Origin of the sequence: Streptomyces sp. NPDC056883 (genome assembly GCF_042788835.1) — a bacterium.
GTDB classification, from domain to species: Bacteria; Actinomycetota; Actinomycetes; order Streptomycetales; family Streptomycetaceae; genus Streptomyces; species Streptomyces stoeckheimensis.
This window is the reverse complement of the sequence record NZ_JBHUBS010000005.1, coordinates 223932-248857: the sequence shown is the minus strand read 5'-3', so window position 1 is coordinate 248857 and position 24926 is coordinate 223932. Positions and strand designations below refer to the sequence as shown.

The following is a 24926-nucleotide window of genomic DNA, read 5'->3' as shown; positions in this document are numbered from 1 at the left end:
GCTCAAGAGCCCCCCGTCATCCCCGGGACCGTTCAGACCATGATTGAGACTCGACCCCGAAAGAGGGATTGACGCACAGTGCTCGACGTCAACTTCTTCGACGAGCTGCGGATCGGCCTTGCCACCGCGGACGACATCCGAACCTGGTCCCACGGCGAGGTCAAGAAGCCGGAGACCATCAACTACCGCACCCTCAAGCCCGAGAAGGACGGACTCTTCTGCGAGAAGATCTTCGGTCCGACCCGGGACTGGGAGTGCTACTGCGGTAAGTACAAGCGTGTCCGCTTCAAGGGCATCATCTGTGAGCGTTGTGGCGTCGAAGTCACGCGCGCCAAGGTGCGTCGCGAGCGGATGGGCCACATCGAGCTTGCCGCTCCCGTCACCCACATCTGGTACTTCAAGGGCGTCCCGTCGCGCCTCGGATACCTGCTGGACCTCGCGCCGAAGGACCTCGAGAAGGTCATCTACTTCGCCGCGTACATGATCACGTTCGTGGACGACGAGCGCCGCACCCGCGACCTCCCGTCCCTGGAGGCGCACGTCTCCGTCGAGCGCCAGCAGATCGAGAACCGACGCGACTCGGACCTCGAAGGCCGTGCCAAGAAGCTCGAGACCGACCTGGCCGAGCTCGAGGCCGAGGGCGCCAAGGCCGACGTACGCCGCAAGGTGCGCGAAGGTGCCGAGCGCGAGATGAAGCAGCTCCGTGACCGCGCCCAGCGCGAGATCGACCGCCTCGACGAGGTGTGGGCCCGCTTCAAGAACCTCAAGGTCCAGGACCTCGAGGGCGACGAGCTGCTCTACCGCGAGCTGCGCGACCGCTTCGGTACGTACTTCGACGGCTGCATGGGCGCCGCGGCGCTCCAGAAGCGTCTGGAGTCCTTCGACCTCGACGAAGAGGCCGAGCGTCTCCGCGAGATCATCCGTACCGGCAAGGGCCAGAAGAAGACCCGTGCGCTCAAGCGCCTCAAGGTCGTCTCCGCGTTCCTGCAGACCAGCAACAAGCCCAAGGGCATGGTTCTGGACTGCGTGCCGGTGATCCCGCCGGACCTGCGTCCGATGGTGCAGCTGGACGGTGGCCGCTTCGCGACCTCCGACCTGAACGACCTGTACCGCCGCGTGATCAACCGCAACAACCGTCTGAAGCGCCTTCTCGACCTCGGTGCCCCCGAGATCATCGTGAACAACGAGAAGCGCATGCTTCAGGAGGCCGTCGACGCCCTCTTCGACAACGGTCGTCGTGGTCGTCCGGTCACCGGTCCCGGCAACCGTCCCCTGAAGTCCCTCAGCGACATGCTGAAGGGCAAGCAGGGTCGATTCCGTCAGAACCTCCTCGGCAAGCGCGTGGACTACTCCGCGCGTTCCGTGATCGTCGTCGGCCCGCAGCTGAAGCTGCACCAGTGTGGTCTGCCCAAGGCCATGGCGCTGGAGCTCTTCAAGCCGTTCGTGATGAAGCGCCTGGTCGACCTGAACCACGCGCAGAACATCAAGTCGGCGAAGCGCATGGTCGAGCGCGGCCGCACGGTCGTCTACGACGTGCTCGAAGAGGTCATCGCCGAGCACCCGGTTCTGCTGAACCGTGCGCCCACGCTGCACCGCCTCGGCATCCAGGCCTTCGAGCCCCAGCTGGTCGAAGGCAAGGCCATCCAGATCCACCCGCTCGTCTGCACCGCGTTCAACGCGGACTTCGACGGTGACCAGATGGCCGTGCACCTGCCGCTTTCGGCAGAGGCGCAGGCCGAGGCCCGCATCCTGATGCTGTCCTCGAACAACATCCTGAAGCCGGCAGACGGTCGTCCCGTCACCATGCCGACCCAGGACATGGTGCTGGGTCTGTTCTTCCTCACCACCGACGGCGAGCTGCGGAACACCAAGGGCGAGGGCCGCGCGTTCGGCTCCACGGCCGAGGCGACCATGGCGTTCGACGGTGGCGAGCTGGCTCTGCAGTCGGCCGTCGACATCCGCTTCCCGGTGGGCACCATCCCGCCGCGCGGCTGGGTGGCCCCGGTCGCCGAAGAGGGCGAGCAGGAGTTCCAGCCGGGCGACAGCTTCCGTCTGAAGACGACCCTGGGTCGCGCGCTCTTCAACGAGCTGCTGCCCGAGGACTACCCGTTCGTCGACTACTCGGTGGGCAAGAAGCAGCTCTCCGAGATCGTCAACGACCTGGCGGAGCGCTACCCCAAGGTGATCGTGGCGGCGACGCTCGACAACCTGAAGGCGGCCGGCTTCCACTGGGCGACCCGTTCGGGCGTCACCGTGGCCATCTCCGACGTCGTCGTGCCCGAGGCCAAGAAGGCCATCGTCAAGGGCTACGAGGAGCTGGACGAGAAGGTCCAGAAGCAGTACGAGCGCGGTCTGATCACCAAGGACGAGCGCACGCAGGAGCTCATCGCGATCTGGACCAAGGCGACCAACGAGGTTGCCGAGGCGATGAACGCGAACTTCCCCAAGACGAACCCCATCTTCATGATGGTTGACTCGGGTGCCCGAGGAAACATGATGCAGATGCGACAGATCGCCGGTATGCGTGGTCTGGTGTCGAACGCGAAGAACGAGACCATCCCGCGTCCGATCAAGGCGTCCTTCCGTGAGGGCCTCACCGTTCTGGAGTACTTCATCTCCACGCACGGTGCCCGTAAGGGTCTGGCGGACACCGCCCTGCGTACCGCCGACTCGGGTTACCTCACCCGTCGTCTGGTGGACGTCTCGCAGGACGTCATCATCCGCGAGGAGGACTGCGGCACCGAGCGCGGCCTGAAGCTGAAGATCGCCGTTCGCGGCGAGGACGGCGTGCTGCGCAAGGCCGACGACGTCGAGACCTCGATCTACGCCCGCATGCTGGCCGAGGACGTCGTCATCGACGGCAAGGTCATCGCGCCGGCCAACGTCGACCTCGGTGACGTGCTCATCGACGCCCTGGTCGCCAACGGCGTCGAGGAGGTCAAGACCCGCTCGGTCCTGACCTGTGAGTCCGCGGTCGGCACCTGTGCCTTCTGCTACGGACGCTCGCTCGCCACCGGCAAGCTGGTCGACATCGGTGAGGCGGTCGGCATCATCGCCGCCCAGTCCATCGGTGAGCCCGGTACCCAGCTGACGATGCGTACCTTCCACACCGGTGGTGTGGCCGGTGACGACATCACGCAGGGTCTGCCGCGTGTCGTCGAGCTCTTCGAGGCCCGTACCCCGAAGGGTGTCGCCCCGATCTCCGAGGCCGCCGGTCGCGTGCGGATCGAGGAGACCGAGAAGACGAAGAAGATCGTCATCACGCCCGACGACGGCAGCGAGGAGACGGCCTTCCCGATCTCCAAGCGCGCCAAGGTCATCGTCGGCGAGGGCGACCACGTCGAGGTCGGCCAGAAGCTGACCATGGGTGCCACCAACCCGCACGACGTGCTGCGCATCCTCGGTCAGCGTGCGGTCCAGGTCCACCTGGTCGGCGAAGTCCAGAAGGTCTACAACTCGCAGGGCGTGTCGATCCACGACAAGCACATCGAGATCATCATCCGGCAGATGCTCCGCCGCGTGACGATCATCGAGTCCGGCGACGCGGAGCTCCTGCCGGGCGAGCTGGTCGAGCGGTCGAAGTTCGAGACCGAGAACCGTCGCGTGGTCACCGAGGGCGGTCACCCCGCCTCCGGCCGTCCGCAGCTGATGGGTATCACCAAGGCCTCGCTCGCGACCGAGTCCTGGCTGTCGGCGGCGTCCTTCCAGGAGACGACCAGGGTTCTGACGGACGCGGCGATCAACGCCAAGTCCGACTCCCTGATCGGCCTCAAGGAGAACGTCATCATCGGTAAGCTCATCCCGGCCGGTACGGGCCTCGCCCGCTACCGCAACATCCGGGTCGAGCCGACCGAGGAAGCCAAGGCCGCGATGTACTCGGCCGTCGGCTACGACGACATCGACTACTCGCCCTTCGGCACCGGCTCCGGCCAGGCTGTCCCGCTGGAGGACTACGACTACGGCCCGTACAACGGCTGAGGTCGCTAAGCAGTAGGCAGTACGAAGAAGCCCCCCGCCGCTCCGAGAGGAGAGGCGGGGGGCTTCTTCGTGTCCGGTGGGTCAGACCCGTCGTGGATCAGGCCCGTCGGCGGCGGCGCAGGCCCGCCACGGTGACCGAGGTGAGGGCCAGGAGGGCCAGGGTGGCGCCGGCCAGGCCGGGGGTGAGGCCCTTGGGGGTGAAGGTGCAGGAGACCTTGTCCGTGCCCGGCGCGATGTCCAGGGATACCAGGCCGTGGAAGCTCTTCACCGGGGCCGAGCACTGCCAGCCGGGGACGTCGGTCATGGCGAAGACGGCGGTGCCGGAGGCCGTCTTCGGGAGGGTGGCCTCGATGGTGTGGCCGCCCGCGCGGACCTCGGTGGCGCCCGTGGCGGTGAGGCGGCCGACCGCCTGGTCGAGCGCGGCCCGGTCCAGGCAGCCGATGGGGTGCTCGCCGGCGGTGGCGTCGCGGGTCCGGGTGTCCACGGTGACGTCGACGGTGCCGGACGCGGGGACCTCGCCGAGGCTCACGACCCCGGTCATCCGGTCCTCCAGGGGCCTGGTGGCGCCGCCGGAGGTGAGGGTTCCGTACAGCTGGGGGGAGAACCAGAAGGCCTCGGAGCCGGGCTCGCACCGGGCGGCGTACGTCTGTTGCGTGGCGCTGCCGCCGCGGGTGACGGGCGGGACCCGGTAGACCGTGGAGCCGAGGACCTGCTCCTGGTGGGCGTAGACGCTGGCCGGCGGATTGGGGGAGGAATACGGGGCGCTGCGGACGGTGACCAGCGGCGGGGTGGGGAAGGTCCGGGCCGTCCAGCTGTTCTTCTGCGGCCCCGGTTCGGCGCGGGCGCCGATCGAGAAGATCGCGTCCAGGACGGGATTGGCGGCGCCGAAGAAGGTCCGGCCGTCGTTCTTGTAGCCGTAGCCGAGGGGTTCGAGGGCCTTGTAGGTGCTCTCGGGGAGGTAGCTGCTGTAGTACTGCGGGCCCTCGGCCTGGAGCGAGAGCGCGTCGTTGTACGAGGTCTGCGGGGCGCCCGAGTCGGTCCGGTACGCGGGCCAGCCGTCGACCGAGCGGACGGCGTCCAAGTGGTTCGTGATCGACTGGCTGGACGTGGCGATCGGCTTCGCCCAGCGTTCGCGGGCGCGGCGGGCGTCCGCGTTGACCGCGGCGGCGGTGGACTCGGCGAAGACGACGCCGACCATGAGGACGGCGGCCACGGGGATCAGTACCCGGCGCTTCTCGCCCAGCGCCAGCAGCACCAGGGCGAGGAGGGACACCGCGCCGCCGCCCAGGACGGCCGGCCAGGTGGTGCCGCCGAAGTCGTTGGTGTGGCGCAGCACGAAGGTCGCGGCGACCAGCAGGGCGGCGCTCAGCGCCAGGTGCAGCGGGCGCGGCCGGTTGGCCAGCGCGAGCCAGGCGAGGACCACCACCATGCCGCTGAAGACGAAGGCCTCGCGGTAGGGATTGCCGTTCGGCACCGCCAGTCCGTGCCACACGTACTGGGTGGGCGGGAACTGGAAGGAGAGGACGACGAGCAGGGTCGCCGCCGCCCACACCAGGCGGGTCCGGCGGGCGACGGCCGTGTTGAGGAGGAAGGACCCCGCCAGGATCAGGCCGAGCGAGGCCACGTACAGCCGGGGCCGGCCGCCCCACAGGTAGGTGCCGGGGAGCATGCCGGTCAGGAAGATCTCGATCCGGACGGGATCGAAGGCGGCCGCCTTGGTGGGCTGGGCGGCACCGCTGGAGAGGAACGAGGGCAGGAGCAGGGGGAGCGTGAGCAGGATGCCGGTCGCGGCGGCCGTCACGGCCCGCCACACGGCGCGCAGCCGCTGGGCTCCGGTCATGTCGAGAACGATCAGGCGGACGGCGAGCAGCACGCAGGCGGCCATCGTCGCCATCATCGCGGTGTAGAAGTTCCCGAACCAGGCGAGCGCGACCAGCAGTGCCACGCCCGGCCAGCGGCGTTCCTCCAGGCACCACTCGACGGCGATGCCCAGGAGCGGGAGCGCGACCAGGCCCCACATCCACATGGGGATGTACGAGGCGTCGCTGAGCGCCCAGCCGCACAGTCCGTAGACGGCTCCGAGCACGCCCCGCTGCCACCACGGGCCCGGCTGCAGCTTGCCGAGGTAGACGGCCATCAGGGCGGCGGCGGTGCCCATCGTGACCGGGGTGATCAGGAAGACGGCGAGGTCCACGTGCGCGCGGGGGACGAGGACGGCCAGCCAGGAGAACGGGTTGCCGAGGTAGGTGTAGTAGTCGGACAGGAACTGCTGGCCGAAGCCGCCGCGCCAGGTGAAGAGGAGGTCCCCGGCGGCCTGGCCGTGGACCAGGTCCCACAGGGCGCGGTGGAACGGCACGTACTGGTTGGCCTGGTCGTTGACGGCGCGGCCCGTGGTGCCGAAGGGGAAGGTGCCCCGGGCGGCCCAGGAGGCGCAGAAGGCGCCCGAGGTGATGAGGAAGGCGAGCAGTGGCGCGTAGAACCGGCCGGCGCGGCGGGGCGCCGGCCGGTCCTCTCCGGGGGGTGGACTGCTGTGCTTGGCGGGCTCCTCGGCCACGGTCCCCAATGCTCTGCTCCCTGCTGGTCGAGTGCTGCCGTCGGAGGTTTTGTCCGACTCGCCAGTCTAGATCGACCGAGGGGGCCCGCCGCGTGCCCCGGTCAGCGGGCGGTGATCTGCCAGGCGGTCATGGCGATCGCGGAGACCGCCGCCATGGCGGTGACGCTGGCGAGCGGCCAGCGGGCCCGCTCCAGGGAGTCCAAGCGGGATTCGTGGTCGGCGAGCTGACGGTCGGTCTGGTCGCTGCGCTGGACCAGGAGGGCCAGCGATCCGTCGACCCGGGCGAACCCGGCCTCCATGGTGCCGCGCAGGCGTTCCAGTTCGACGGCGACGGAGAGCGGGTCCGGCATGTGCGGTTCCGTCATGCGCGCTCGTCCTCCGGGTGCGGGGTTCGGGCGGCGGCGTCGGTATCGGTGTCGGTGTCGGTGTGGCCGTCGGCTTCGTCGGCGGCGCGGCCGGCATGGGCTTCGCGGGCGATGAGGGCGAGCAGGGTGCGGTCGGGGTCGTACGGCCACTCGGTACGGAGCCAGCCGGGCAGTACGGCCTGTACGCCGGGCAGCGCCATCACCCGGGTGAGCGCGCCGGCGGCGGTGAGGGCGGCCGCCACCCAGGGCAGCGCGGCGGGGATGCCGGACGCGTCGACCAGGGCGGGCAGCAGGACGGCCATCGCCAGGGCGGTCTGGACGAGGGTGCGCAGGGTGCGCTTGCCGGCTTCGGACATGGGTGGTGCCTTCTTTCGGTGGGGCGGGGGTGGGGGGACCGGTCGTCAGCCGGAGTGCGGGACCTTGAGGGCGTTCCAGGAGGTGCGGCCCGGCCAGCCGTCGGCGTCGGCGCCGGCGAAGCCGAGCTTGCGCTGCCACTTCGCGTACGAGAGGCGGTCGGCCTCCGTCCACTGGGGGCCCGGGCCCTGGGCGTAGGCGGAGCAGCCCTCGGCGACCAGGCGCTTGCCCATGGCGGTGACGATCGGGGAGCGGGGGGCGGCGGTGAAGAAGGCGGCGCCGGGGAAGGGCTCGTAGCCGCCGTCGCCGCCGGCCGGCGGGGTGGGGTGGCCGCCCGGGCCGCCCGGGGCGGAGGCGAGGCGGGCGGCGATGCGGGCGCGCAGGTCCTGCATGGTGAACCCGCGCGGGTCGACCTTGGTGTTGGTCCACTCCTTGTGGCCGATGACCGACGGGGCGCTCCAGCCGTGGGCCCGGCACAGGGCGGCCGAGGCGCGCTCGATGGCATCGAGCTGGGCGGCGGGCCACGGGTCGCGGCCGTCGCCGAGGTTGACGCACTCGAAGCCGTAGAAGTGGGCGTTGCCGTCGGTGTCGTTGCGGCGGGGGGCGGGGAGGGAGGTCTCGGCCGCGACGGCGTCCAGGACGTCGCCGTCGCCGAGGCCCGCGTGGTTGGTGCGGCCGTGGCCGATCAGGTGGACGCCGCCGTCCTTGTCGATCACGCCGTGGCAGAGGGGGCCGGGGAGTTCGGCGTAGCCGTCGCGGCAGAGGGCGACGCTGGCGGCGGTGCCGGTGCTGACGGTGTGGTGGATCACGATGCCGTTGACCGGGCCCCAGGCGCCCTTGTGATTGCGGTTGTGGGTGCGCCAGCCGGGGTGCTCTATGACGGTCACCCCCTCGGAGCGGAGGGCGGCGAGGAGGGTGTCGGCGGTGAGGGGGGTGGCCATGTCGGACTCCTTCGGACATGCGGAAGCCCCGGGCCGGGGGTGGCTCGGGGCTGGGTGGGGCGGGGCTGGGCGGGGTGAGGCTGGCCAGGGTGGGGCGGGCCGGGGTGAGGCTGGCCAGGGTGGGGCGGGGCCGGGGAGGCCGTGCGGGCCGGTGGCTCGGGGCTCCGCCCCGGACCCCGCGCCTCAAACGCCGGCGGGGCTGGATTGGCTCAGGCGTCGGCGGGGCTGGGTTGGCTCAAGCGCCGGTGGGGCTGGCTTGGCTCAGGCGTCGGCGGGGTTGGGTTGGCTCAAGCGCCCGCGGGGCTGGGTTCGGTGGGGAGCCAGGTGGTGCAGAGGGAGGCGTAGGCCGTGACGCGGGAGGCGAAGTCCGTCAGGGCCGTGGCCACTGCGGTGGGGATCGCCGACTGGTCGGGGAGGACCGGGCCTTCCGGCGGGGGGTTCAGGACGGTCTGGCCGGTGCCGCGGAGCTGGGCGCCGAACTCGCCCGTCTCGGTGAGCTGGGCGGTGACGTACACCGCCGGGTAGCCGCTGACCGGGTCCGGTTCCAGGGTGTCGCCCAGGCCGGCGTCGTGGACGCGGATCTGGAGGGTGTGGCCGGCCTCGGTGACCGTGGCGCGGCCCGCGTAGTCGAGGGCGATGCCCCAGGGCTGGGTCGGATCGATGTTCACGGGGGAGGGTCTCCTCAGCTCTGGGTGCCGTACATCATGAGCGGCTGGGCGTAGACGAGCCCGGTGCCGCTGGTGACCATCGCCTGGATCTCCACCTTGACCAGGCTGCCGAAGCGGGCGTTGAAGTCGTCGGTGACCGCGGCGGTGCGGTCGAAGACCGTGCCGGTGGTGACCGGGTCGCCCCACGGGACCCCGTCCACGAGGATCCGTACCTGCCCGGTGACGCCCGCCGCCGCGGCGGTGCTGCAGTACACCCGCAGACGGGGCTGCCACAGCGGGTTGAAGGAGCGGGCGACGGTGGTCCAGGCGGTGGCGTTGGTCTGCGGCCAGCGGGCGGTCGCGAGGTCCTGCGGGGGCAGCATGGCGAGCCAGGGCCGGGCCAGGCCGCCGGTGACCACGTCGTCCGAGAGGATCTCGTGGCCGTACGCGTCGAACACGCGGACGGCCTGGTCGTAGGTGCCGGTGACGGCGTTGCGGATGCTCAGCGCGGTCTTGCCGCTCTGCCGCTTGATCTCCAGGCCGTACTCGGTGGCGGACCAGAAGCCGACGCCCAGGATCCGGGTGCCGTTCGGCTCCTCCACGGACAGCGAGCCGCCGTCCTTGATCGTCAGCGCGCCGCCGGTGACGGTGTCGAGCGCGGGGCGGGTGTTGACGGCGGTGGACAGCTGCTGGATCCGGCGTTCCATGGCGGTCAGCCGGTCGATGATGTCCTCGGGCAGTTGGGGCATCAGGCCTCCTCCAGATAGAGCTCGGCGGTGTCCGGACGGCCCCGCTCCGGCGGGCTGACCTTGACGCCGATGATGCGGAAGCGGGCGTCCAGGCCTTGCGGATGCCATTCGTCGGTGATCCGGATGCGGACGCTCCGGCCCAGCAGGGCCGGCGGTATCTCGCTGCCCAGGCGGACCGTGATCTCGGGGATGACGACCGCTCCGCGGGCCCGGGCGAGTTCGCCGGCCGCCAGCCCTGTGAGGACGGCCTTGTCGCTGACGGTGTTGTGGTCGGACGACAGGTCGATGCGGGGCCAGCCGCCGGCGATCAGGTCACCGGCGACCAGCTCGTCCGAGTACACCGGCCGCGATTCCTCGGCCTGGTTGCTGTTGGCCGAGGCGCCGCGGGCCCGGGCGGTGGTGCCGCCGCGGGTCGCGTCGCGCGGGAAGGTGTACGAGAGGATCGCGCCGGGCCGGTCCAGGACCAGGTCGGTGGAGCCCGTGTGGATGCGCGGGCTGCCCAGGCGCAGCAGTCGGGTGCGGGCTCCGGAGACCGGGTCGCGGAAGACGGAGATCTGGTGCTCGAAGCCGTTCTCCGAGGTGGCGAGGGCTTCGACGGCCTCGGAGTACAGGGTCTCGTCCCCGTCGCGCCAGGCCCCCGTACGCAGGACGCCGGAGGTTTCGGTCCCGAAGGTGACGCCGATGTCGCCGCCCACGGTGGACTGCATCCGGCGCCACAGCTCCCGGGCCAGTTCGAGCTGGTCGGTGGGGGTGGTGGCGGCGAAGGTCTGGCGGATGCGGCGGCGGCCCGCGTAGGAGTCGAAGGTGGCCGCCTGGATGCTGAGGCTGATCACGCCCCGCCCGCTGCTCTGCAGGGTGCTCGTCCAGACGATCCCGCCCCACCACAGGTCGCCGCCGCGCTCCAGGTAGACGGCCGTACGGCCCTCCTCGATGCGGCTGACCCGGGCGGCGAGGGCGGAGTCGGGGACCGGGATGGTGCCCGACAGGGCGCCCGGCTTGCCGATGAAGTCGTCGATGGAGACGTCGCGCAGCGGGAGGATGTCGATGGTGCTGTCGGTCCGTACGTCGCAGAAGATCGCGCGGTACGGGGTGTCGGTGCTCATTTGGCCTCGTAGGTGGCTGCGCCCGCGATGGTGTGCCCGGCGGCCCAGGTCCACGGGGTGACGGAATCGGCGATGCCGGAGACGAGGACGGGGTCCCCGCTGGGCATGCCGCTGGACAGTTCCAGTTCGAAGAAGGAGGTGGAGGTCAGCCGCATCCGGGCGACGGCGCGCTCCCGGGTGGTGGACTGCAGTTCGGCGAAGCCGATGCAGCGCGAGAGCGCGGCGGATTTCACCGGCAGGGTGAAGCGCCAGTTGTCGGCGCTGTTGGGCGCGGTGCCGAAGTTGGTGCCGGCGCCGAAGGTGATGGTGAAGTTGAGGTGGACGGTGGGGCCCTGCTGGATCCACCGGCCGCTGACCTGGGCGTCCCCGAAGGCGGGCGGCGCGGCGCCGGTGGCGGTGGTCCACACCGGGGTCCAGTCCTGCCAGGCGGGCTGGGGCGGGTACGGCAGCCAGGCGGTGCCGTCCCAGCGCTGGAGGCCGTTGCCGAGGTCGCGGTACTGGCCCGGGTAGGCCCCGAGGGAGGTGTCGGTGGTGACCGGGAGGATGCCGCCGACGGCGACGGTGGCCGTGCGCAGGCCCACTAGGGCGGTGGCCCAGGCGATGCCGCCGGTGCCGGCGCTGGTCCCGGCGGGAACGGCGACCGTGTAGAGGGGGAGGGAGAGCGGCGGGGTCGCCGGGGCGGCCGGGTTGGCCGCCGGTACGCCGCGGACGATCTCGACGTTGGCCTCGGTGAGGCCGGAGGCGTCGTACTCGTCGTCCCGTACGCGCACGACGACGAGGTCGATCCGGCCGTACTGGGCGTGGCCGTCGACGAAGGTCAGGTTCACGGGCTGGGTGAGGGCGACGGGGTAGGCGCCCTGGCTGTCGGTGCCCTGGATGATGCCCCGGCCCGGGTAGACGGTGGCGCCCATGGCGGTCGTACCGGCGACGGTGAAGCCGGAGAGCCGGGTCTTGCCGTCGCTCGACCCCGGCAGGATGCCGGACCGGCTGGCGACCGGGCTGGTGGGTGTGAGGGCGCCGAGCGAGGTGACACGGGTGTCGGACCGGGTCTGGCCGACGACCGGGAGCCAGGCGGATCGCACGTTCACGGACTTCTCCTTCGGAGCGGTGCTTCGGTACTGGGTGCTTCGGTACGGGGTGCTTCGGGGTGGGGCGGGGGGAGGCCGGGGCTCAGGCGAGGTGGTCGACGCGGAGGAAGATGCTGTCGAAGTAGCTCGTCACGCCCGCCATGCTCGTGCGGTGCATGACGGTCACCGTGTACGGGGCGTCGACGGTGAGGGAGGGGAGCCGGACCATGGTCGACACCGAGGAGGCGCGGTCGCCGTGGTGCACGGCGGAGCGCTCGTCGTCCGGTTCCCAGATGACGGTGGCGCCCTGGGTCACGCGCACGCTGGTGAACCCGTAGGCGTTGTTGTTGCCGATGTTCGTGGTCCGGGCGCCGAAGGTCAGCGCGACCTGGCCCGACGGCGATGCGTTGAAGGTGGTGCTCAGCGCGGTGACGCTCGTGCCCGCCAGGGCGGCGGTGTACGTGAGGGAGGTGGTGTTGCCGGCGTCCCAGCTCTGCACGAAGCTCGGCTGGGGGACGGCCGGCAGCCAGGCGCTGCCGCTCCACCGCTGGAGCACCCGCTGCGGGGTGTCGCGGAACTGGCCGACGTAGCTCGCCGTGGACAGGGCGCCCTTGGGAGCGATGCCGCCGATCGCCGCCGGGTACGGGACCCAGGCGGTGCCGTCCCAGCGCTGCAGGGCGGTGTAGCCGTCCTGGTACTGGCCCGGGTAGGCGCCCGCGCCGGTTTCGCCGTAGGCGGGCACGATGCCGCCGATCGCGACGATCGTGGTGCGCAGGTCCTTCAGGGCCCCGTTCCAGACGATGCCTCCCTTGCCCGCGCTGGCGCCGGCCGGGACGGCGATCTCGTACAGGGGCAGGGAGAGGGTCGGGGCGGCCGGGGCGACCGGGGTGGCGGAGGGGGTGCCGCGGATGATCTCGACGGCGGCCTCGGACTTGCCGGAGGTGTCGTACGAGGCGTCGTAGACGCGCAGGACGAGCAGGTCGACGCGGGCGAACTGGGCGTCGCCGTCGGCGACGGTGAGCGCGACGCCGCCGTCGAGGGTCACCTGGTAGTAGCCCTGGGAGTGCAGGCCCTGGATGACGGCCCGGCCGTTGCTGACGTTGAGGGTCATCGCGGACGTGCCGTCGGTCCAGAACCCGGCGACCCGGTGCTCGCCGCCGTACGAGCCCGGCAGGATGCCCGAACGGGCCTGCTGCGGGTTGATCGGGGTGGTGGCGCCGATCTGGCTGACCCGGGTGTTCTCGCGGGTCTGGCCGGTCGGGGAGAGCCAGCTGGTGATGAGCGGCATGGGGAACTCCGTTCGGGGAGGAAGGAAGACGAGGAAGCAGGGGGAGGGACGGGTGCGGGAGGGCGTGGGGGAACGGGCGAACCGGGAGCCCGGCAGAGCCGGGAGAGCCGGTGCAGTCAGGGGGTTCCCGCTACCACTCCGCGTTGCGCCAGCGCACGGACATCAGGGCGCCGGGGGCGGCGGTGTCCGGGCGGAAGGACAGCTCGGCGCGGCCCGGTTCGAAGGTGAAGAGCTCCTCCGGGCTGCTGTCCGCGGTGGCCGTGTGGCGCCGCGAGGCGTTGCCGTTGAGCGTGACCGTGCCGGCGCCGGTGTCCACGACCAGCTCGTCGCCGGCGGCCAGGTCGATCGCGTACCGCAGCCGGCGGCGGCTGATCCGCTCCGTCACGGAGGGGGTGCCGCAGGGGCCGCGGAAGGTGATGACCGGGTGGGAGGGCGCGGAGCCGTCGTTGTCGGCGCTGGCGTCGCCCGTCCTGGAGGCGGTGCCCCACTTCAGGGGCCAGACCAGCGGCCAGGTCAGGCCGCTCTCCGGTTCCGGTGCGAACACGAGCGCCGACTGCTCGTCGACGAGGTACCGGCGCGGGTCGGTGGCCAGCCACTGGACGGAGGCCTTGGCCGCGCCCTGGGTGGCGTACGTCCGGTCGGCCGGGACGATCCGCTGGGCGACGCGGGCCCGTACGGCCAGGACTTCGCCGTGCAGCCGGACCGCGAGCCAGCGCTCCTGGTCGCCGAGGGTCAGTGCCTGGCGCAGGGCCCGGACGGTGGCGAGGGAGGCACCCTGCTCGGGGACCATCCACAGCGTGCCGCCGATCTTGCGGGGCTTGGCGTAGCGGGCGCCGGGCCAGGCGCCGTGGCCGGTGGGGCGTTCGGCGTCGGAACTGTCGAACTCGGGCAGGTCCTCCCAGCCGCTGAGCCCCGACTTCTCGATGGTGTAGGGGGTGCCGGGGCCGAAAAGCATCCCGGCCCACTGCATCTGCCCGTCCTGGGTGATGAGTGAGCCGGGTGCGAGATCGGCGGTGTACGGGTGCGTGGTCTCGGCCATGGCGGGCCGTCACCTCATCTCGGGTGGGGGCGGTGGGGGCGTACGGGGGCGGCCTCGCTACGAGGCGTGCGCGGGGGCGCAGGCTCCGTACCGGTCATGCGTGGGCGCCGGCGAGGAACAGCAGGTCCTCGGCGACGGCCCGGGGGCCGGCGCCCGCCTCCTCCCGGAACTCCTCGACGCGGTACGGCGCCGGGCCCGGGGCGCGCGGGTCGACGGGCGGGACGCGGCGGTGGTCGAGGTCCGACACGGGGTTGATGCGCGGGGCCTGGCCCATGGACGTCGGCCAGACGACGCCGCCCTCCGCGAGCATCGGGATCTTGTCGAGATCGACCCCGAACTTCTTGCCGAGGATCGAGAAGCTGAGGTCCTCGAGGCCGTCGATGATCCAGTTGGCGAAGGCGATCATGCCGTTGAAGGGGCCCGTGACCACGGCCAGTACGGCCTGGAGCCCGGTGGTCACCATGCGGCCGATGCCGCCGAGCGAGCCCGAGAGGGAGCCGCTCACGCGGCCGAAGGCGCCGGGGAGACCGCTGGTCAGGAAGGTGATCACGGGGCGGATCGGGGCCATGATCGCGTTGAAGGCGCCGGAGGCGATGGAGCGCAGGGCGCGGGTGGCCGAGCCGACCGAGCTGCCGACGCGGGAGAGGCCGCTCACGTCGCCGCGCAGCAGGCCGAGGACGCCGGAGACGACCGCGAGGTACCCCTGGAAGTAGGTGCCGACCACCTCTCCGATGATCTTCAGCACCGGGAGGAGGAACTTCAGCTGCTCCTCGAACACCTTCCCGACGTACGTGAAGAGCTGCTCCGTGAGCCGCTGCCCGGTCTCGGAGTTCAGCGCGAGCTCGATGAGCCAGGCCGCCACCGGGACCAGGATCCCGATGAGGAAGCCGATCGGGTTGGCGCGCATGGCCACGTTGATCCCGGTCATGACGACGGAGCCGACGGTCATGGCGATGCCGAAGGCGCCCATCAGCGTGCCGACGATCCCGCTCAGGTCGAGCAGGCGGCCGAGCAGTGCCGTGACCGGGCCGGAGCCCTTGCCGAGCTTGAGCAGAGCGGAGCGGGGCCCGGTGGCCGCGCTTCCGGTGCGCTTGACGCCGGTGGACGCCGTGGTGGCGGACCGGCTGATGGCGGCCGCGGACCGGGCCGCCGTGCCCGCCTGGGTCTTCAGCCCGGACAGCACCTTGGCCGCCTGGTCGGCCGCCGGCCCGAGCCGGGCCGTGTCGGTCGCGGCCTCGCGGGCGGCGGAGGCGACCTGTTTGAGCGAGGAGCTGACCTGGCGCGCCGCCTGCCCTGCGCGCCTCGCCTGGCCGGTGGGGCCGCCGAGCGACTTGGTGAGGCCGCCCAGGGGGTTCAGTGCGGCGGCCCCGCTCATCCGCGCGCCTTGGCCAGGTACATCAGCGCGTCGGCGGTGCGCTGCGGGTCGCTCGACTGGTGGGCGTAGTAGTTCTCGATGTGGAGCGCCGAGCCGTTGCCGGCGGCGGTGGCCGTCATCCGGGCGCGGGCGGCCGTACGGGCCAGCAGGCGGTCGAGCTTGGACAGCGGCAGGACGGCTTCGGCCTCACCGGCCTCGGCGATGATCGCCGGGACACCGCCGCTGCGCGGCATGACGACACCGCCGGCGGCGAGCATCGGGATCGTGGGCAGGCTGACGCCGAAGCTCTTGCCGCCGACGAAGGGGACCCAGCCGGGGACGCTGACCCGGATCTGGTTGATCCGGCCGATCATCGAGTTGATCAGGCCGATGACGGAGTTGATCGGGGATTTCACCGCGCCGACGATGGCGCCGAAGGCGCCGGAGGCGATGCCCTTGAGGCCGTTCCACGCGCTGGACATCCGGTCCTTGACGGCGTTGAAGGCGTTCGGGACGGCCGACTTGATCCAGTTGATCACCGGCATGATGACGGCCTTGATGCCGTTCCACACGCTGCTGATGACCGAGCGGACGGCGCTCATCACGGTGCTGATGGCCGACTTGATGCCGTTGAAGGCGGACTTCACGGCGCTGCCGATGGCCTTCAGGATCGGCATGACGGCGTTCTTGACGCTGTTCCACACCGACTTGATCAGGTTGCCGGCGCTCTTGATGATCGGGCCGATGGCCTTCATCACCGCGGAGATCACGGTGCGGATGGCGGTGAACGCCGTGCGCAGGACCGTCTGCATGGTCTTCGAGCGCATCGCCATCTCGACGATCTTCTCGATGAGCGGCATGAACAGGTCGAGCAGGCGGGCGAGGAAGTTGCCCTTCATGGACTTGTTGAGCTTGTCCTGGCCCGAGGCGGCGCGGTCGGCGCCGGTCTTGAACTTCCCCAGCTGCGTCCCGCTGCGCTGGCCGGTCTGGCCGGCCTTGGACAGGGAGCGTTCGGCCTGGTCGGCGGCGGTCTTGAGGTTCTTGAGCTGGCCGGTGGAGCCCTGGGCGGATGTCCGGAGCGTCTTGAGCTGTCCGGACGCCTTGTTCCCGGCGTCACCGACGCGCTTGACGGGGGCGGCGGCGCCGGATGCCTGCGTCTTGAGGTTCCGCAGGGAGTCCGAGGCCTTCTTCATGGAGCTGACGAGACTCATGGCTCACCTCCTTTCTGGGGGGTGGGTCAGCCGACGACGTTGGCGAGCCGGCCGGCCTCGGCGCGGAGATCGGCGAACCGGTTGGTGAGGGTGCGGGTCTCGGCGCCGAGCGTCCTGGTGGCCGACGCGGTGTCCCGCACGGTGGTGGGGGTGAAGTTGTGGAACGCCGTCTTGAGGTGCCCGATGGCGGTGGCGGTCGCTTCCACTCCTTCGTTACTCAGTCGGCCGAGTGCGGTGGCGAGCCTTCCGACGGCGGTCGCGGTCTTCCCCAGCTCCGCGTGGTCCCGGGGCATATTGGCCTGGTTGAAGTTCTTGAGGGCCGTCTTGAGGGCGCGGATGGCGGTGGCGGCGCTCGTGACCTTGGTGTCGTTCTGTCCCTGCGCGGCCTTGCTGAGCCTTTCCACGGCCTTCGCCCGGGCGGTCAGCTCCTTGGCCAGGGGGAGCTTCTTGACCTGTTCGTTGAAGGCCGCGATGGACGGGGTCGCCTCCTCCAGCGCCAGACGCAGCGCCTCCACCTGTTCCGGGGTCGGACCGTTCAGGGCGTTGCCGGCGTTCCGGTCGATCGCGGGTAGCCCGCGCACGGAGCGGTATTTGTCCTGGACCGCGTTCAAGAGCTTGGTCGTGAGGGTGCCCACCCAACCGCCCATCTTGAGCAGGAGGGCGGCGGCGACCAGGGGGACGGCGATTCCGATGACGGCCGATGCGAAGTACGCCCAGGCCAGCGGGTTGCCCTCGGTCACCTTCTTGACCGCGGCGGCGAGGGTATCCATGCGTGCTTGCTGCAGCAGTTCGACCTTCACCGGGTTGACGACTTCCTGGTGGATGTCGTCGATCTTCTTGAGGGCCGATGCCAGGAACCCCTCCGTGGCGATCCAGGAAGAGGAGGGGATCCTCTCGACGAGGTTGGTGACGGGCCCGCCCATCACGTAGTTCTTCAGTTCCAGGAGGAGGGCGGGCACCTCTGCCTGTGTGGGTTCTGCCATGGGTTTCTCCGCTTCTGACCGGTAACGACCGACACCGAAAAGCCCCTGCCGGAGAAGCGCGGCAGGGGCTGGGGCGTACGAAGGGCTAGGCGCGGCGCAACTCCGACACGGCGTCGTTCCAGCCCGCCGTGTACGCGCGCGTCTCGCGGCTGGTGATCTCGGCGTGCAGCGTGGCGAGCAGGGCCTTCTTGTCGAGCTGGCCGAGCTTGTCGACGGGAGTGGGTCTGTCCAGGAGCCGGCTGAGGAAGTCGTGGAGCGTGATCTGCGGTCGTGATCCCTCGGCCTGCTGGGTCATGGACGCCTGCCTTCCGGTTGCTGGCCCTTGCGTGTGATGGCGCCGCGAGTCAGGGCAGGGGCATCACGAGATGAAACGGTTCTCGAACGAGTGTACGAACAAGAGTTTGGAACATTCGTTCGATGTTTGTCGAGCTGGTAAGCCGGACGGCCGGATCGGGACTGTCCGCCCAGGGCGGATCCGCATCCGATCATGACCGTTTCGGACACCCGGTACGCTGGCAGACTGGTTCCCCGGGCCCCCAGAAGCGGTGCCGGCGGGGGCGATGGGGGACCCCGGGGGCGGGAAGGCAGTTGCTTACAGATGGATAGGGACGCAAACGGCCGAGGGCCGGAGCAGGGGATCGACTGGCTCGAAGTGCCTCACGACCTGCCCCATCTGTTCGCCCGGCTCTCCGAGCTCGTTCACGCGGAGGGCCATGCGCCGGAGGACCTCGTCGTGATACCCCGGTCCGAGCTCGACCGTCGAGAGACGGCCGCGTTCACGGCCGGCTGGGCCGAGGCGATGGCCGAGGACCTGCCCCGCATCCGGCGCGAGTACGAGAAGCGCGTCGTCGAGGCCTATGCCGCCGGCGGCGAGGCCGGACGCGGCGGCCCGACCGCCCGGCGGGGTACGAACACGGGCACGGGCGCGGGCGTCGGTACGGACGGGGCCGAAGTGATCCGGCTGCCCTTCGCGCTGCTCCTCGACCCGCCCGCGCTGGTCACCGAGGCCGAGGAACGCATCCGCAGGGCGCGGCAGCCCGTCGGCGTCGGCCGGCAGCCCGATGACCGGCAGGCCGGTGACCAGGACACCGGTGACCATCAGATCGGTGACCATCAGATCGGTGACCGGCAGCCCGACGCGGACCACGAGCAGGCCGCCGCGGAGGAACCCGCCGCCGAGGAACCCCGCGCGCACGAGCAGCCGGGGTCCGGCACGCTGCCCTCCGCACAGGAGGCGCGGGACAAGCGCGCCGCCCCGGCCGGCCGGAAGGTCGTACGTCGCCGGGGCCGGCCCATCGTGCCGCCGCTGAGGACGGTTCCCGTACAGCCCCGCGCGCAGGCGCCGTCCGCCGAATCCCCGGCGGACGGGCCGGAGCGGGCGGAGGCGGACGGCCGGCGGAGCCTCGCGCAGAAGGCGCGGGCCCTGGCGCAGGAGCTGGAGGCACGGGGCGGCAGCAGCCGTCCCGAGCCCGCCGGTGACGGCCGCCGCTCGGGCGAACCGTCTCCGGAGTAGCCGCCCGGCAGGGGCACGCCGTCAGCCGAAGAAGCCGACGAGCCGCTCCGGGCTGAGCCCGATGCTCCCGGACGCGGTGTCCCCCGTCCGGTTCGGCGGTCCGGGTTCCCCCGGTCCGCCGGGGCCGTCCGCCGGCTCCGGCTCCTCGTCCGGGCCGGCGTACGGCTTGCCGTCCGGCCGCGGCACCGGCTCCGGAGCATCGGGGGCGTCCCCGTCCTCCGCCGCGTTGACGCAGGCGAACATCCAGTTGGCGGCCGCCAGGTGGTCCACGGTGGCCGCCAGCAGGTGGTCAGTCACCGACCAGTCGGCGGCTTCGCCGAACAGCTCCCGGTTGACGGAGCTGTCCCGCGGCAGGTGCTTGAGCAGGACCTGGAGCCGGCGGGAGGAGAGTTCTCCCCGGTGCCAGTCCAGGAGGTCCTTGCCGTAGTAGCGGAGCAGGTCCGCTTCGAGGGCCTCGGCGTGTTCGTCGACGAACTCGACGAGGCTCAGCCTTCCCCCAGGCCGAGCCCCGTCTCCTTGCCGTAGGCCTCGAGGATCGCGGCGATGTCCTGCATGGTGATGTCGTGCTGCTCGAAGCGGGTGAACTGCCGGTCGCCCAGAAGGAGCCGGAGCAGACCGTCCACGTCGTTGTCGTCGAGCTTGCGCAGCCCCTTGGCCGCGGCCCGGCTGAGCTCGGTGGGAAGGGTGTACGTCTCGTCGTCCAGCTGGAAGGACCAGGTGCGGCCGAGGGCCTCCTGGCGCTGGGCGCGGGCCGCGTTGACGTCGAAGCCTGCCATGGTGATGGGTTCTCCTCTGGGTGAAGGGAAGTCGTGAGGGGTGGGGGCGGGGAGGCCCGGCGGCCGCCCCGCCCCCGTCAGGGCCTGCCGGCCGGTCAGACGAGCGAGTACGCGCTGTCCTTCATGACGAAGCTCGCCAGCGGCTTGTCGTCACCCGTGGTGAGGGCGGTGAAGGTGATGCCCAGCGTGGAAGCCGACTTGCGGGCCAGCTTGATGTCGTCGGAGGCGGTGACCTGGCCGCGCGGGATGTAGAAGCGGTAGGTCACGACCGAGCCGTCGGAGGCCTTGGTGTCGGTGAACTCCAGGCCGAGGGCGCGGGCGTCCGACTTCGGGGAGTCCGCGATGTCGTAGCGGTAGATGCCGTTGGACGGGGTCGCCTCGTCGGCCACCGCGCCGCCGCCCATGAAGAACGGCAGCGTCAGCTCGTTGAACTGGAGCATCGAGAACTTGATGCTCAGGTCCCGGTCGGAGTACGTGAAGTGGACCGGGCTGACGGCCTGCCACGAGTCGACCGGCTCCAGCTTGTCCTTCTTGGAGAAGGTGACGCCGTCGGCGGTGGTGAAGCCGAGGTCCTTCCAGCTGGCGCCCCAGTCGATGTCCGGCTTGCCGGTGAAGGCCGTCGGCAGCGCCGTGCCGGCAGCGGCGACGAAGAGGCGACCGTTGCCGGCTACGCGGATCTCGGACGAGTTTCCTGCCATGGTGATGCTTCTCCTTATATAGGGGGCTGCCGCTCCGGACCCCGGATCTCTCCGGGGCCGGGTACGGCGAAGGCCCCGCCGGACGGCAGGGCCTTGGTCTGTGGGGCCGGGGCGCGGGAGCGCGCCCGCCGGCGGGCGCGTCAGAAGACGCTGAGGGACACCTCGATGACGCAGACGTAGCGGTTGGCGCCCCGGTAGAGGTAGTCCGGGAGCCAGCGCGGTCCGTCGTGCTCGACGACGTCGGTGAAGGTGTTCGAGCCGTACGTCTTGCCGAGCGCGGCGAGCAGGGCCCGCCGGGCGGCGTTGGCCAGCGTGTGCGCGGCGGCCTTGGTGGGCCCGTACACCTCGAACTCGATCAGCGGCATGTCCACGTGCAGGTCGCCGGTCCAGGCGCCGCCGCGCCGGTTGACCATGACGGCCCGCTGGGTGCCGTCGAATCCGGCGGGCGGGCTGACGGCGACGACGGCGGTGGACAGGGCCGGATCAGCTTGGAGGACGTCGACGACCAGGGCCTCGACGTCGGGGAAGGCACTCGGGGGAGTGGTCACGACGATTCACCTCGGGCTGATGGGTGGAAAGGGGCTGTCGGGCGGTGCCCGGATGGGGGCGGGGGCGGACACCGCCCGACGCGGAGCGGTGGCTGTCTTCCCGGCGTTCCCGTCGGGCGCAGCTCTGCCGCTGCGCCAACTGTGACATGGTGCGTGCGCGCGCGCAACTAAACCGGGAATCCGCCTGACCTCCGTGCGGGATCCGCGCGAGATCCGTGCGGGATCGGCCCGGAAACAGGCAGGGCCGGTGATCATGTGGGCATGGACATACCGGATCAGCTGGCGAAGGCGGCGCAGGACGGCGACGCGGCCACCGTGGCACGACTCCTCGCCGGGGGCGCCGAGGCGGACGCCCGGAACACGGACCGGCGCACCCCTCTGGAGCTCGCGGTGCGCGAGGGGCGGGCGGAGGCCGTCCGGCTGCTCCTCGCCGCGGGGGCGGATCCGGGCGGAGAGGCGGGTGAGTACGAGGAGCTGACGCCGATGCTCCTGGCGGCGATGTACCCCGACGCCGAGGTGGTCGGGATCCTCCTCGACGCCGGTGCCCCCGTGGGCCCCCAGGGCCAGCACGGCCTGGTGCCGATGCCGGTGGCGGCGGCCAGCGGGGACGAGGGCTACCCGCACCTCGTGGTCCAGTTCCTCGACCGCGGCCATGACATCGACGTCCTGATGCGGGGCCGCACGGCGCTGGAGCTCGCGGTCGTGGGCGGGAAGTGGCGGATGGCGCGCTGGCTGCTGCGCCGCGGCGCGAAGCCGACGGAGTACGCGCTGAGCGCGGCGTACCGGCGCGCGAAGCAGTCGCCCGAGGACGAGGCGGTGTACAGGCCCCTCTTCAGCGTCATGCACGCCGCCCTCTACCCCGAGTGGCCCAAGGCCTGACGCACGCGAAAGCGCCGGTGCCCGGCCTCCGTGATGGAGGCCGGGCACCGGCGCGCGGGTGGAACGGGCAGGTCAGGCGGTCAGGCGGGCCGGCGGCTGGCGGCCCGCTCGGCGGCGAACACGTCCTCCAGCCGGAACAGCTGCGCCCGCCCGACCCGCCCCGCCGCCGCGAGCCGCCCGAGCTGGACCCACTTGCGGATCGTGGCCGGGGCGACTCCCGCCTCCCGGGCGGCCAGCGGACCGGGGACCAGTGCGGGGAGCAGAGGGACACGGGAAGAGGAGGGTGCAGGGGTCACGGGGCGGTACCTTCCATCGCGGCGTCGAGTTCGTCCGTACGGCACCCCGCGGCGGCGGCCAGCGGGGCCCACTCGCCCTCGGGCCACAGGTGGCGGTAAGCGGGGTCGTCGTGGCAGCCGCACTCCTCGTCGGTGCAGCGGCAGGCCGGGTTCACGCACAGCACCGCCCGCCGGTCGGGGAAGGCGCGCAAGGACACGGAGTCGCACCAAGGGCACCGGCCGGACACCCGGACCACCTGTTCGGTGTCCCCGAGGGCGCGGGCGCAGCGGCGGGCCATCCGGCGCAGCTCGTCCCGTACGTGCCGGGCCAGCACGGGGTGCGCCCCGATCTGCTCCAGCAGCGCGGCGATGCGGCGCAGCCGCACCGGTACGCCGGCGGCGCGCGGGCGGGGGACGCCCAGCCGGGCGCAGGCCGCCTCCTCCAGTTCGATCACGCCGTCGGTGATGTCCCGGATCGTGTCGGAGACGTGCAGGCGGATGGGGGCGGCGCCGTACCCGGGCACGGCCAGCCCGTGGCGCTGCTGGAGCAGGAGGGCCTCCCGCTTCTCCTCGCGCATCCGTGCCTCGGCCGCCGGCCGCGACGCCGCCGGGGGCCGCTCGCCGTACGAGCCGTACGAGCCGTACGAGCCGTACGAGGCGTGCGGGGCGAGGGGGCCGGAGCGGCCGGGCGCCAGCTCCCGGGCGAGCTCCGGGAACTGGCGGATCAGTGCGGCGATCCAGAGGGCGCTGTCATCGGCGGCGCGGGCGGTCACGAGGGGCTCCCGGAGAGCTGGGGGACGGCGGAGGGAATGCCGTTGCGCCACAGCCGGCCGCCGCAGACCCCGTCGAACCGGCTCTCGGCCGGGGCGACGGCCTCCTCGCACTCGGTGTGGACCGTACATACGGCGCAGGCACGCAGCGCGGGCGCGGCGTCCTTGGCCCGGCGGGCGAAGACCACGGCCGGGGAGAGGGCGGCGCAGGCGGCGGCGGACTGCCACGGGACTGCGTGGGGGCGGGGCGGCGGGGAGCGGAAGGGCATGGCGACTCCATGACTGAGGAGCTGGGCGGTGACGGGGCGCGGGTGCTCGGCGCCTGCCGTGACCGCGGGAGAAGACGTTGATCGGTGTGGCAGGTGGGGCCTGGCCGCCACTCTGACACGTTGCGCGCGAGCGCGCAATTAAGAATCTTGTGAGGGGATCCTGTATGCCCTGTGTAAGGTCTGATTCTGTGCGCGCAAGCACGCTAGGGTGAGTTCCCCATGGGGTGGACTGAGGAGCGACACATGAGCACTCGCGAATTGGACGCGTTCGCGGCCTGGGTGGAAGACCTGATGCGGCAGCGCGGCTACGACATCGACAGCCCGCGCGGCGGAGGCAAGTCCCGGATCGCCGACGAGGCCGGTGTGCACCGCGCGGCGGTGACCCGGCTGCTGCAGCGGCAGAGCATGCCCGACCTCGAAACGATGCGGCGCATGGCTCCGTACCTCGGGGTCTCCGTGCGGGACATGCTGATCCGCTCCGGCCGGGTCAGCCCGGAGGAGCTGCCGCTGGCGCCGCTCCCGCTGCCGGCCGGCGGGCAGCGGCCCGCCATCGAGGACTTCGCGCGCTGGCTCGGAGTGCCGGAGGAGCGCCGCGCGGTGTTCGTCAAGGTGGTGAGCCAGTTCCTGGAGCCCACCGAGGGCGAAGAGGCGCCCGCGCCCGCCGCCCCCGAACAGCCCGCCGAGGGCCGCCGCACCGCGCGGGAGTAACCACGGGCACCGCCGCGGACCGACCGCGACCGCCGGACCGACCGCGACCGCCGGACCGACCGCCGGACCGGCCGCCGCGCCGCGCGCGAACCGCCGCGGACCGACCCCGCGCCCGACCAGGAGCCGCCGTCGGCGGGGAGGTGCGGCGGCCTCCGCTTAGCACACCTGCACCACGGCCGCACGTCGGAGGGACTGCATCCCGGCCTCGGCCTTGTGGCGACTGGCCGGAGGGCCCTTCGGGCTGCCGGGACCGGGGCTTTTGTTTTGACCGGAGTGGATGCGGTGGGTACGCTCAGACCTTGTGCCTGGGGTGTGCCTGGGCTCCTGTGCGTGTCCATCAACCGCACCTGAGCCACATCAGCCACCGCGATTCATGCGTCTCCACGCTTGCGTGGAGGTCCGCCGGATCCGACACACCCGACCGCGTGGGTCGGCAAATGTTCCAGGTTAGCTTCACTACACGGCACACAGAAACCGGAGAAGTAGTGCCTACGATCCAGCAGCTGGTCCGTAAGGGCCGGCAGGACAAGGTCGAGAAGACAAAGACCCCCGCGCTTGAGGCTTCGCCCCAGCGTCGCGGCGTCTGCACGCGAGTGTTCACGACCACCCCGAAGAAGCCGAACTCGGCGCTGCGTAAGGTCGCGCGTGTGCGTCTGACCTCTGGCATCGAGGTCACCGCTTACATTCCGGGTGAGGGACACAACCTGCAGGAGCACTCCATCGTGCTCGTGCGTGGTGGCCGTGTGAAGGACCTGCCGGGTGTTCGTTACAAGATCATCCGCGGTGCGCTTGACACCCAGGCTGTCAAGAACCGCAAGCAGGCCCGCAGCCGCTACGGCGCCAAGAAGGAGAAGTAA

General features: G+C 71.5%; 25 protein-coding genes and 1 pseudogene. 5 read left to right on the top strand and 21 right to left on the bottom strand.

What is annotated here, in order from left to right; all coding sequences use genetic code 11:
* Positions 1 to 78 precede the first annotated feature (78 nt).
* Positions 79 to 3978 carry a DNA-directed RNA polymerase subunit beta' gene (locus ACFRU2_RS15800; protein ID WP_382972227.1) on the top strand — a complete coding sequence of 1300 codons (3900 nt, stop codon included), beginning with the start codon at positions 79 to 81 and terminating at the stop codon, positions 3976 to 3978.
* A 97-nt stretch (positions 3979 to 4075) separates the two neighbouring features.
* Here ACFRU2_RS15800 and ACFRU2_RS15795 read toward each other — a convergent pair whose 3' ends face one another.
* From ACFRU2_RS15795 to ACFRU2_RS15730, 14 genes and pseudogenes are all read right to left on the bottom strand, one after another.
* A complete protein-coding gene (locus tag ACFRU2_RS15795; protein ID WP_382972225.1) occupies positions 4076 to 6532 on the bottom strand; it encodes a YfhO family protein in 2457 nt (818 codons plus the stop codon).
* A 101-nt stretch (positions 6533 to 6633) separates the two neighbouring features.
* Positions 6634 to 6897 (bottom strand): hypothetical protein, encoded by a 264-nt coding sequence (locus tag ACFRU2_RS15790; protein WP_382972223.1) that lies wholly within the window; start codon positions 6895 to 6897, stop codon positions 6634 to 6636.
* A 143-nt stretch (positions 6898 to 7040) separates the two neighbouring features.
* Positions 7041 to 7253, bottom strand: a pseudogene (locus tag ACFRU2_RS15785) (hypothetical protein); the annotation flags it as partial.
* A 45-nt stretch (positions 7254 to 7298) separates the two neighbouring features.
* Positions 7299 to 8192 (bottom strand): peptidoglycan-binding protein, encoded by an 894-nt coding sequence (locus ACFRU2_RS15780; RefSeq protein ID WP_382972221.1) that lies wholly within the window; start codon positions 8190 to 8192, stop codon positions 7299 to 7301.
* Between the two features lie 287 nt (positions 8193 to 8479).
* Positions 8480 to 8860, bottom strand: a complete 381-nt coding sequence (locus ACFRU2_RS15775; RefSeq protein WP_382972219.1) for an ATP-binding protein — start codon at positions 8858 to 8860, stop codon at positions 8480 to 8482.
* Positions 8861 to 8874: 14 nt separating this feature from the next.
* Entirely contained in the window at positions 8875 to 9588 is a 714-nt protein-coding gene (locus ACFRU2_RS15770; RefSeq protein WP_382972217.1) for a hypothetical protein, read from the bottom strand.
* Entirely contained in the window at positions 9588 to 10691 is a 1104-nt protein-coding gene (locus tag ACFRU2_RS15765) for a hypothetical protein (protein ID WP_382972215.1), read from the bottom strand. The genes ACFRU2_RS15770 and ACFRU2_RS15765 overlap by 1 nt, the downstream gene beginning before the upstream one ends.
* Positions 10688 to 11779 (bottom strand): hypothetical protein, encoded by a 1092-nt coding sequence (locus ACFRU2_RS15760; RefSeq protein ID WP_382972213.1) that lies wholly within the window; start codon positions 11777 to 11779, stop codon positions 10688 to 10690. The genes ACFRU2_RS15765 and ACFRU2_RS15760 overlap by 4 nt, the downstream gene beginning before the upstream one ends.
* Before the next feature lie 82 nt (positions 11780 to 11861).
* Complete coding sequence (locus tag ACFRU2_RS15755; protein WP_382972211.1) at positions 11862 to 13046, bottom strand: hypothetical protein; 1185 nt, start codon at positions 13044 to 13046, stop codon at positions 11862 to 11864.
* 130 nt (positions 13047 to 13176) lie between these two features.
* A complete protein-coding gene (locus ACFRU2_RS15750) occupies positions 13177 to 14085 on the bottom strand; it encodes a phage distal tail protein (RefSeq protein ID WP_382972209.1) in 909 nt (302 codons plus the stop codon).
* A 94-nt stretch (positions 14086 to 14179) separates the two neighbouring features.
* A complete protein-coding gene (locus tag ACFRU2_RS15745) occupies positions 14180 to 15460 on the bottom strand; it encodes a tape-measure protein (RefSeq protein WP_382972207.1) in 1281 nt (426 codons plus the stop codon).
* The gene (locus tag ACFRU2_RS15740) at positions 15457 to 16650 is read right to left on the bottom strand and encodes a phage tail protein (RefSeq protein WP_382972205.1); all 1194 of its coding nucleotides are present in this window, start codon (positions 16648 to 16650) and stop codon (positions 15457 to 15459) included. The genes ACFRU2_RS15745 and ACFRU2_RS15740 overlap by 4 nt, the downstream gene beginning before the upstream one ends.
* A 26-nt stretch (positions 16651 to 16676) precedes the next feature.
* Positions 16677 to 17633, bottom strand: a complete 957-nt coding sequence (locus tag ACFRU2_RS15735) for a hypothetical protein (protein ID WP_382972203.1) — start codon at positions 17631 to 17633, stop codon at positions 16677 to 16679.
* 85 nt (positions 17634 to 17718) lie between these two features.
* A complete protein-coding gene (locus tag ACFRU2_RS15730; protein ID WP_382972201.1) occupies positions 17719 to 17928 on the bottom strand; it encodes a hypothetical protein in 210 nt (69 codons plus the stop codon).
* Positions 17929 to 18231: 303 nt separating this feature from the next.
* On the opposite strand from ACFRU2_RS15730, the gene ACFRU2_RS15725 reads away from it, so the two are divergent.
* Positions 18232 to 19146 carry a hypothetical protein gene (locus tag ACFRU2_RS15725; protein ID WP_382972199.1) on the top strand — a complete coding sequence of 305 codons (915 nt, stop codon included), beginning with the start codon at positions 18232 to 18234 and terminating at the stop codon, positions 19144 to 19146.
* Positions 19147 to 19167: 21 nt separating this feature from the next.
* Here ACFRU2_RS15725 and ACFRU2_RS15720 read toward each other — a convergent pair whose 3' ends face one another.
* The 4 genes from ACFRU2_RS15720 to ACFRU2_RS15705 all read right to left on the bottom strand — a co-directional run bounded on the left by ACFRU2_RS15720 (position 19168) and on the right by ACFRU2_RS15705 (position 21168).
* Positions 19168 to 19584: a hypothetical protein gene (locus tag ACFRU2_RS15720; RefSeq protein ID WP_382972564.1), complete on the bottom strand. Its 417-nt coding sequence runs from the start codon at positions 19582 to 19584 to the stop codon at positions 19168 to 19170.
* Positions 19585 to 19631: 47 nt separating this feature from the next.
* Positions 19632 to 19922 (bottom strand): hypothetical protein, encoded by a 291-nt coding sequence (locus ACFRU2_RS15715; protein WP_382972197.1) that lies wholly within the window; start codon positions 19920 to 19922, stop codon positions 19632 to 19634.
* Positions 19923 to 20017: 95 nt separating this feature from the next.
* Positions 20018 to 20620 carry a phage tail protein gene (locus ACFRU2_RS15710; RefSeq protein ID WP_250754696.1) on the bottom strand — a complete coding sequence of 201 codons (603 nt, stop codon included), beginning with the start codon at positions 20618 to 20620 and terminating at the stop codon, positions 20018 to 20020.
* A gap of 140 nt (positions 20621 to 20760) precedes the next feature.
* Positions 20761 to 21168: a hypothetical protein gene (locus ACFRU2_RS15705; RefSeq protein ID WP_266955902.1), complete on the bottom strand. Its 408-nt coding sequence runs from the start codon at positions 21166 to 21168 to the stop codon at positions 20761 to 20763.
* 261 nt (positions 21169 to 21429) lie between these two features.
* Between ACFRU2_RS15705 and ACFRU2_RS15700 the strand changes: the two genes are divergently transcribed.
* Positions 21430 to 22047 carry an ankyrin repeat domain-containing protein gene (locus ACFRU2_RS15700; RefSeq protein WP_382972195.1) on the top strand — a complete coding sequence of 206 codons (618 nt, stop codon included), beginning with the start codon at positions 21430 to 21432 and terminating at the stop codon, positions 22045 to 22047.
* 80 nt (positions 22048 to 22127) lie between these two features.
* Here ACFRU2_RS15700 and ACFRU2_RS15695 read toward each other — a convergent pair whose 3' ends face one another.
* From ACFRU2_RS15695 to ACFRU2_RS15685, 3 genes are read right to left on the bottom strand one after another with little or no spacing between them, the layout of a single operon-like run.
* A complete protein-coding gene (locus ACFRU2_RS15695; protein WP_382972193.1) occupies positions 22128 to 22343 on the bottom strand; it encodes a hypothetical protein in 216 nt (71 codons plus the stop codon).
* Positions 22340 to 23095 (bottom strand): hypothetical protein, encoded by a 756-nt coding sequence (locus ACFRU2_RS15690; RefSeq protein ID WP_382972191.1) that lies wholly within the window; start codon positions 23093 to 23095, stop codon positions 22340 to 22342. The genes ACFRU2_RS15695 and ACFRU2_RS15690 overlap by 4 nt, the downstream gene beginning before the upstream one ends.
* Positions 23092 to 23361 carry a WhiB family transcriptional regulator gene (locus tag ACFRU2_RS15685; RefSeq protein ID WP_250754687.1) on the bottom strand — a complete coding sequence of 90 codons (270 nt, stop codon included), beginning with the start codon at positions 23359 to 23361 and terminating at the stop codon, positions 23092 to 23094. Before ACFRU2_RS15685 ends, ACFRU2_RS15690 begins: the two co-directional genes overlap by 4 nt.
* Before the next feature lie 243 nt (positions 23362 to 23604).
* Between ACFRU2_RS15685 and ACFRU2_RS15680 the strand changes: the two genes are divergently transcribed.
* Both ACFRU2_RS15680 and rpsL read left to right on the top strand, forming a co-directional pair.
* A complete protein-coding gene (locus tag ACFRU2_RS15680) occupies positions 23605 to 24069 on the top strand; it encodes a helix-turn-helix domain-containing protein (protein ID WP_382972188.1) in 465 nt (154 codons plus the stop codon).
* 485 nt (positions 24070 to 24554) lie between these two features.
* A complete protein-coding gene (rpsL, locus tag ACFRU2_RS15675; protein ID WP_007265893.1) occupies positions 24555 to 24926 on the top strand; it encodes a 30S ribosomal protein S12 in 372 nt (123 codons plus the stop codon).

What these genes read in the sequence shown, in the direction of transcription:
- ACFRU2_RS15790 (WP_382972223.1), bottom strand. Translation starts at nt 6,897, where the DNA reads ATGACGGAACCGCACATGCCGGACCCGCTCTCCGTCGCCGTCGAACTG.
- ACFRU2_RS15780 (WP_382972221.1), bottom strand. Translation starts at nt 8,192, where the DNA reads ATGGCCACCCCCCTCACCGCCGACACCCTCCTCGCCGCCCTCCGCTCC.
- ACFRU2_RS15770 (WP_382972217.1), bottom strand. Translation starts at nt 9,588, where the DNA reads ATGCCCCAACTGCCCGAGGACATCATCGACCGGCTGACCGCCATGGAA.
- ACFRU2_RS15765 (WP_382972215.1), bottom strand. Translation starts at nt 10,691, where the DNA reads ATGAGCACCGACACCCCGTACCGCGCGATCTTCTGCGACGTACGGACC.
- ACFRU2_RS15755 (WP_382972211.1), bottom strand. Translation starts at nt 13,046, where the DNA reads ATGCCGCTCATCACCAGCTGGCTCTCCCCGACCGGCCAGACCCGCGAG.
- ACFRU2_RS15750 (WP_382972209.1), bottom strand. Translation starts at nt 14,085, where the DNA reads ATGGCCGAGACCACGCACCCGTACACCGCCGATCTCGCACCCGGCTCA.
- ACFRU2_RS15745 (WP_382972207.1), bottom strand. Translation starts at nt 15,460, where the DNA reads ATGAGCGGGGCCGCCGCACTGAACCCCCTGGGCGGCCTCACCAAGTCG.
- ACFRU2_RS15740 (WP_382972205.1), bottom strand. Translation starts at nt 16,650, where the DNA reads ATGAGTCTCGTCAGCTCCATGAAGAAGGCCTCGGACTCCCTGCGGAAC.
- ACFRU2_RS15735 (WP_382972203.1), bottom strand. Translation starts at nt 17,633, where the DNA reads ATGGCAGAACCCACACAGGCAGAGGTGCCCGCCCTCCTCCTGGAACTG.
- ACFRU2_RS15730 (WP_382972201.1), bottom strand. Translation starts at nt 17,928, where the DNA reads ATGACCCAGCAGGCCGAGGGATCACGACCGCAGATCACGCTCCACGAC.
- ACFRU2_RS15725 (WP_382972199.1), top strand. Translation starts at nt 18,232, where the DNA reads ATGGATAGGGACGCAAACGGCCGAGGGCCGGAGCAGGGGATCGACTGG.
- ACFRU2_RS15715 (WP_382972197.1), bottom strand. Translation starts at nt 19,922, where the DNA reads ATGGCAGGCTTCGACGTCAACGCGGCCCGCGCCCAGCGCCAGGAGGCC.
- ACFRU2_RS15710 (WP_250754696.1), bottom strand. Translation starts at nt 20,620, where the DNA reads ATGGCAGGAAACTCGTCCGAGATCCGCGTAGCCGGCAACGGTCGCCTC.
- ACFRU2_RS15700 (WP_382972195.1), top strand. Translation starts at nt 21,430, where the DNA reads ATGGACATACCGGATCAGCTGGCGAAGGCGGCGCAGGACGGCGACGCG.
- ACFRU2_RS15685 (WP_250754687.1), bottom strand. Translation starts at nt 23,361, where the DNA reads ATGCCCTTCCGCTCCCCGCCGCCCCGCCCCCACGCAGTCCCGTGGCAG.
- ACFRU2_RS15680 (WP_382972188.1), top strand. Translation starts at nt 23,605, where the DNA reads ATGAGCACTCGCGAATTGGACGCGTTCGCGGCCTGGGTGGAAGACCTG.